1 protein-coding gene is annotated in these 1364 nt (G+C 56.6%); it reads right to left on the minus strand.

The features are described from left to right. Positions 1-255: 255 nt before the first annotated feature. Positions 256-1275 (minus strand): IS110 family RNA-guided transposase, encoded by a 1020-nt coding sequence (locus AC2FIR_RS24095; protein WP_209599476.1) that lies wholly within the window; start codon positions 1273-1275, stop codon positions 256-258. Between the last annotated feature and the right edge of the window lie 89 nt (positions 1276-1364).

The following is a 1364-nucleotide window of genomic DNA, read 5'->3' on the forward strand; positions in this document are numbered from 1 at the left end:
GTCCTGTGTGGATGGCGTCTGCTTTGCAAGGACAAAATGCTCTGATTGCGCGGCTGGTCAGTACAGTCCTGTGTCCGGCCTTTGATTGCGGCATTTGCTTGAGCCGCTGGCCTTGATGGGTTCCGTGAACCTGGTCCCAATCGGCAAAGCGAACCTGAGAGTTCAGGACGAAGCTCGGGTTTTCCGGGTTCTCGGATGACCGCACGTGCCATCATGGCATTCGTCTTGCAATTCTTTTTTGTTCAGTGCCTCCGGTTATGCCGCTGATTGCCGGTAGTATGTTTCTTTGGTGAGGATCGCCCAGATGATCCGTGCGGCTTTGTTTGCCATCGCGATCGTGGCAAGTCGGACGGGTTTGCGCTCGAGGAGTTGCATGATCCAAGGATGCACGCGTTCTGGATAGCCGCGGGCGCGCTGTACTTGTGAGGTCATACCGATCACCAGAAGCCTTCTTATGTAACGGTCACCCTTCTTGCTAATCCGGCCGAGGCGTTCCTTGCCACCACTCGATCTGTTCAATGGGGTGAGACCAAGCCAAGCAGCAAACTCGCGCCCGTTCTTGAACTGTTTGCCGTCGCCGATGGTGGCGACGATGGCAGAGGCGGTGATTGGACCAACACCAGGGACGGTTCTGATCCGCTTGGCCCGTTCATCGATCCGCGAATGATACTCGATCAGTTTGTCGTAGAACACCACGCGCTCGTCGAGTGCAACAACCTGCTCGCAGAGGGTTTTGAGCATGCTCTTCGCAACGTCTGGCATGTCCGGGCAATCGTTGGTTTTGAACCCTTTGACGAAGCGCATCGCCGCCACCGGCCCGTTCCCGATCACATGACCAAACTCTCGAAGAAGACCCCGGATCACGTTCAGCATCTGGGTTTTCTGGCGCACGACAAGCTGGCGCACGCGATGCATTGTAAGAAGGGCTTGTTGTTCCTTCGATTTCACAGCGACGAACCGCATGGTCGGTCGCGTGACGGCCTCGCAGATTGCCTCGGCATCAACCGCATCCGTCTTTCCACGCTTCACGTAGGGCTTTACGTAAGTCGCCGGCATGAGGCGCACGTCATGGCCGATTTCAGTCAGCTCACGCGCCCAGTGATGTGCCGACCCACACGCCTCAATTCCGACGAGGCAGCTCGGCAGGGTCTCAAAGAACTTCAGCAATTGTCTGCGGCGGATCGAACGATTGAAGACAACCGTACCGTCATCAGCGATTCCGTGGACCTGAAAGACGTCTTTACCGAGATCCAATCCTATTGTCGTGACTTCCATGGTGGGGCTCCTTTCCTTGCAGAAGATGTCTTCTGCAGTTTGCCGCAAAGCGCGACGGTTGGCTGCAGACGCCATCCACCCCATCCGCA

It is taken from the genome of Ruegeria sp. CDSB136 (genome assembly GCF_059610965.1).

Coding starts and splice junctions, on each gene's coding strand:
- AC2FIR_RS24095 (WP_209599476.1), bottom strand. CDS start 1,275: ATGGAAGTCACGACAATAGGATTGGATCTCGGTAAAGACGTCTTTCAG.